5 protein-coding genes and 1 pseudogene are annotated in these 5,008 nt (G+C 38.5%); 5 read left to right on the forward strand and 1 reads right to left on the reverse strand.

Annotated elements, in window-relative coordinates; translation table 11 throughout:
* Positions 1-95: 95 nt before the first annotated feature.
* The 5 genes and pseudogenes from P5683_RS22580 to P5683_RS26560 all read left to right on the forward strand — a co-directional run.
* Positions 96-740: a hypothetical protein gene (locus P5683_RS22580; RefSeq protein ID WP_006624147.1), complete on the forward strand. Its 645-nt coding sequence runs from the start codon at positions 96-98 to the stop codon at positions 738-740.
* Between the two features lie 12 nt (positions 741-752).
* Positions 753-1,721, forward strand: coding sequence for an OmpA family protein (locus P5683_RS22585; RefSeq protein WP_006624148.1), 969 nt, complete (start codon positions 753-755; stop codon positions 1,719-1,721).
* Between the two features lie 4 nt (positions 1,722-1,725).
* Positions 1,726-2,259, forward strand: a complete 534-nt coding sequence (locus P5683_RS22590) for a Rab family GTPase (RefSeq protein ID WP_006624149.1) — start codon at positions 1,726-1,728, stop codon at positions 2,257-2,259.
* Between the two features lie 86 nt (positions 2,260-2,345).
* Complete coding sequence (locus tag P5683_RS22595) at positions 2,346-2,567, forward strand: hypothetical protein (RefSeq protein WP_006669242.1); 222 nt, start codon at positions 2,346-2,348, stop codon at positions 2,565-2,567.
* A 186-nt stretch (positions 2,568-2,753) separates the two neighbouring features.
* Positions 2,754-3,813 (forward strand): annotated as a pseudogene (locus P5683_RS26560) (adenylate/guanylate cyclase domain-containing protein); the annotation flags it as partial.
* A gap of 27 nt (positions 3,814-3,840) precedes the next feature.
* Here P5683_RS26560 and P5683_RS22610 read toward each other — a convergent pair.
* Complete coding sequence (locus tag P5683_RS22610; protein WP_187758717.1) at positions 3,841-4,830, reverse strand: hypothetical protein; 990 nt, start codon at positions 4,828-4,830, stop codon at positions 3,841-3,843.
* Between the last annotated feature and the right edge of the window lie 178 nt (positions 4,831-5,008).

Consider the following 5,008-nt stretch of genomic DNA (forward strand, 5'->3'; position numbering starts at 1 on the left):
TAACTGGTTTACCAAGTGTTGTTACTGTGCTTAATGATTGAGATAAAGGCTGTAGTGCGATCGCTGATTTATTACCTGGGGCTATTTCTCAGCACATGAAAAACTGCCCGGAAGAAGTGGCGAAGGCTTTAGCGCAGGAAATAGCGATCGCTCTTCGTGAGCAAAGAAAATTAGATCAAAATGCCATAGCTAATGCTTTAGCGCCAGAAATGGGTAAAGCTATTAAGGAGCAAATTCGCCTAGAAAGTGATGCGATGGTAGATGCTTTATATCCGGTGATTGGTAATACCATCAGTAAATATCTAGCCGAGGCTGTTCAGAATATTAACGACAAAGTAGCTAATGCTTTTAGTGTGGAGGGAGTGGCGCGGAAAATTAAAGCTAAAGTTAAGGGGGTTTCGGAAGCAGAATTAATCCTTCAAGAATCTATACCTTTTGCAGTTCAAGCCATATTTTTAATTCATAAAAACTCAGGGTTAGTGATTTCGGAGGTGCAGGCTTCTGGTAGCTATAGCCTTGAGTCAGAAATGGTGGCAGGGATGTTAACTGCTATTCGCAGTTTTGTGAATGATTGCATTGTCCAAATTAATAATTATTCAGAACTAAATGAGATTGAGTATGGGAATTCTAAAATCATCCTAGAGGTGGCAGGTTACTGTTATTTCGCTGTGGTAACTAAAGGGGAACCCAGCCCAGAATTTATCACAAAAATGCGACAAACTATGGGTATAATTGTTTGAGATTACGGAGAATTGATCGAGAATTTTGATGGCGATCGCGACAATATTCCGATTGCTGTACATCAGTTATTAGAAAGTTTAATTCAATTTGTAAGTGAACAAAGACTGAAGCGAGTACCTGTGGCTCTAATCAGTTTAGGGGTATTGAGCGGGTTGTTAATTTTAATTCCCTGGGGATATTTTTCTTATCAAGAATACCTACAAAGACGCATAGCAGATAAAACCGCCCAAACCCTAGCGGCAACTCCTGAGTTAGCGATTTATAAGATTGCTGTCTCAGTGGAAGGTGAGCAATTAAGACTGAGTGGAAAGGTTCCTAATGAAAGATTACGGGAATTAGCGGAAAACTTAGCTGTATATACGGCTTCTGACTTGCAGATAGATAACCAAATTATCGCTGTTGATGTACCGCCAGAGCCTATAGTAACGGCTGGAGAAGTGGAACGCATGACGGGGATTTGCAATGAAATGGCTTGCGTTAATATTGAAAGCAATTATAGCGATCGCCAAGTTATTATTAGTGGTCAAGTCAGACACATGAGAGATGCTCAAATAATTCCCGCTGCCTTTGATAATATTCCCGGCGTCAAATCAGTTTTTAGCACCTTAAAAATAGATCCAGTCCGCATAGAAAATCGCATCTACTTTAATTTCGGTTCAGCACAAATTAACCCCCAGGATATGAAAATCATAACCAGAATAACAGAATTTTTGGATCAGTATCCAAAACTGTCGCTGAGAATTATTGGTCATACAGATCTCAGGGGAAGTGCTGCTATAAATCAGCAATTAGCCCTCAATCGAGCGACAGCAGTTCGCGACGCTTTGACCAAACAAGGAATCGACCCCAAGCGCCTAGAGATAGTAGGTAACGCCCAGCCACCTACAGATGTTATATCTCATCAGCCTTTCTTATTGGGGAGAACTGTGGTATTTGAAATAATAGACAACCCAGACGATAACCAGGGAGAACAACCTTAATCAAATGTCTACAATTTCTAAAAAAATGTGTATGGTTGGTGATTTCAGTGTGGGAAAAACCAGCCTAATTCGGCGTTTTGTAGATCGTCAATTCAGCGACCAATATCTGTCAACAGTGGGGGTGAAAATTTCCCGCAAAGCGGTTGAATTACAGAACGTCAAACAGCAAGAAACGGTTAATTTACAGTTGTTAATTTGGGATATAGAAGAGCACACCAAATTTAAAGCCATTGCGCCTTCTTACCTACAGGGAGCCAGTGGGGTGATTTTGGTAGCCGATCTCAGTCGCCAAGAAACTATTGAGCGGTTAATTGAACACTTGAATTTGTTTTCATATATGAACCCGAAATGTGAAATAATTGTAGCCTTAAATAAGGCTGACTTAGTGGCGGAAAAAGACCTGGAAAAATTGACTCAATATGTACCCCAACCGGTTGCCGAAAAAGCCCTGGGTATTTATCAAACTTCGGCTAAAACCGGTGATTATGTGGATGAAATATTCCAAAAATTGGCTTACAGTATGGTGGTTAAAATTTAATCATTCCCAATTTTAGGAGGGCGCGAATCAGGTATAATTAGTGAAAATCAGGGTCTCAAACAAGATTGAATATACCAGAGGATTATATGAAGCAACTTGGCTCCCAAATTGTAGTTCCCCATCACTTAGAATATTTAATTGTTGATGCTAATTTAACCATCTGTGAAGTGTCAACCAACGTGGATCGTTTTTCTGAGGAACCGGAGCAATTTAAACCGGGTGAAGATATCCGCAATGGTTTACCAGAACTATTCGGAACTGAGGAGATGTTAATAGAGGTATTGCGGGGAGAGTTACCATCTTTTTAACTAAAAGCAATTGGTCGTTTTCCTGACCCCAACTCCCCCCTTTACTTAGATTTTTTTGTCAATCGCTATTATGATGATCAGAAACAAGAATATCAGCTAATTATCTTTTTTTCTGATGTGACAGATAGAATGGTTTTAGAGCATAAATTAGTTCAAAGTACGAACGAAACTATCCTGTTATTACTAGCGTTAGCGGAAAGTGAAGGAAAATATCGAGATTTATTTGAAAATGCTAGTGATTTAATTCAGTCTTTTGGGATGGATGGTCATTTTATCTATGTCAATAGAGCTTGGAAAGAAACCCTGGGATATACTGAATCTGAAATATCTAATATCACTATTTTTGATATGATTCATCCTGATAATAAATTTCATTTTTTGCAGATTTTAGCTCGCATAATGGCGGGAGAGTTGGTCAATTATATTAAAGCAGAATTAATTACTAAAGATGGTCAGAAAATTTCCGTAGAAGGTAGTATTAATTGTAAATTATAAAATGGTAAAGCGATCGCCACATGAGCCATTTTACGGGACATTACGGAACGCTTATTAACAGAAGCAGCTTGACAGCATGAGCGAGAACAAACGGAACGTCTTTTACTTAATATATTGCCTAAAAAAATTGCTGATAAGCTGAAACAACAACCGGGTAGCGGAAATTTTTGCGGAAGTTACAGTATTATGTGCTGATATTGTCGGTTTTACCCAGTTAGGATCGGAACTTTCTCCTGTGGATTTAGTCAACTTTTTAAACAAAATTTTTTCGGCTTTTGATATGCTTACAGAAGCCTATGGATTGGAAAAAATTAAAACTATTGGAGATGCTTATATGGTAGTGGGAGGACTCCCACACCGTCGAGATGATCATGCTATTGCTATTGCGGAAATGGCTATTAATATGCAAAAAGTTATGGCTGAATTAAATAAGACACAAAGCCGAACATTAAGTATCCGCATCGGTATTCACAGCGGACCAGTAGTGGCGGGTGTGATTGGTTTGAAAAAATTTATTTATGATTTATGGGGTGATACGGTTAACACTGCATCTCCCATGGAGTCCCATGGCGTACCTGGTAAAATTCATGTTTCTGAGGATACTTATCAACTCCTACAACATCAGTATTTATTTGAAAAGCGAGAGATGATAGATGTCAAAGGGAAAGGTAAAATGATTACCTATTTTTTGTTAGTACCCAAAAGAAATACGAGCCTTAATCATAGTGAAGCCACAACTAATGTGAATTGATAACTTGTCACGGTTAACTATTTACTGTTATGTATCATCTGGTTTTTTGCCCCCGTTGCGAACATTAATCAATCGGTTGAGGAGATCAAACCAAAATGAAGAACCCATGGATATAGCGATCGCTGTTAATAGCCAACCACCAATGACTCTAAGAATTGTCAATCCCGAAATTTCACCGCCGAATTGGTAGGCTAAATTAGCGGAACTCCAACCCAAAGGAAGAGCTAAGAGTTTCTCTTGTGCTATCTTGATAAAATCGCGACTGACAATGGTTTCACAGTCGTTTTTATCTAAGGAATTTTGACTTAAACAATTGATATAGTTTTGCCAGGACTCACTATCACTTAAAATTATCTGAATATCTTGGCTAACTTGTTGGCGAATGACAGGTTCTAAAGAGAGGCGGTTAGCAATATTTATGCTATCCACATTCATGATGACAGCCACACAAAATCCGAGTGCTAAAATCATCAAATTAACGCGACGCTTAAATACACCAGAAGCGCGTTCCATTGATTGATTAAACCATGCCATTATTTGATTTTCTAAAGCCTTAATAAAATCATTTTCAAAGCAATTAATTTGTGCTTGATTAGCGAGCGATCGCATTAATCCTATATGTTCCGGCTTGAGAATTTTGGCGACGGGTTGAGAAGCGATCGCCTCCTTAAAATCATCCACAGATAAAGTGACAATTTTTGATTCTTGTCCCGCCGTTTCCATCAACACACTAATCAACGCCAAAGAAAAGGTATCATCAGGAATATAAGAAGGACCCACACCCCGGTTAAATCTATCAATTTTATAATCTTGTAAAGACCCGATTAAAGGATGATTATAAATCTTTTCGGTCATGGGTTCCCCCAAAATACTCTGAATAGATGCTTTCAGATTTTTGGCGCGCCAGTCAAACAAATAAGAGGCAATAAGTTCCTGTAAATTTGAGACGAAAAGACTAAAAATCAGGTAAATAAAAAACAGACCGATAGCCACATTCACTAAAGCGGGTATATTCATAATTTGGGTGGGTGATTAAATCAGCATTTAATTAATCAATTATACCTCTGGGACACAATTAATTAGGGTGATGCCCCCAATTATCTATAGGATAATCCCCAATCAATGTTAAAATAACTATAATGTGCGAGACGTTTAGGAGTCAAATAAGGCTGCAATGCCTGAAATAACCTCCTAT

Source organism: Limnospira sp. PMC 1279.21 (assembly GCF_032349615.1).
Taxonomy (GTDB): Bacteria; Cyanobacteriota; Cyanobacteriia; order Cyanobacteriales; family Microcoleaceae; genus Limnospira; species Limnospira fusiformis.

Bases quoted from the DNA above. Each gene is read 5' to 3' on its own strand.
- P5683_RS22595 (WP_006669242.1), top strand. From the start codon at position 2,346: ATGAAGCAACTTGGCTCCCAAATTGTAGTTCCCCATCACTTAGAATAT.
- P5683_RS22580 (WP_006624147.1), top strand. From the start codon at position 96: ATGAAAAACTGCCCGGAAGAAGTGGCGAAGGCTTTAGCGCAGGAAATA.
- P5683_RS22610 (WP_187758717.1), bottom strand. From the start codon at position 4,830: ATGAATATACCCGCTTTAGTGAATGTGGCTATCGGTCTGTTTTTTATT.
- P5683_RS22590 (WP_006624149.1), top strand. From the start codon at position 1,726: ATGTCTACAATTTCTAAAAAAATGTGTATGGTTGGTGATTTCAGTGTG.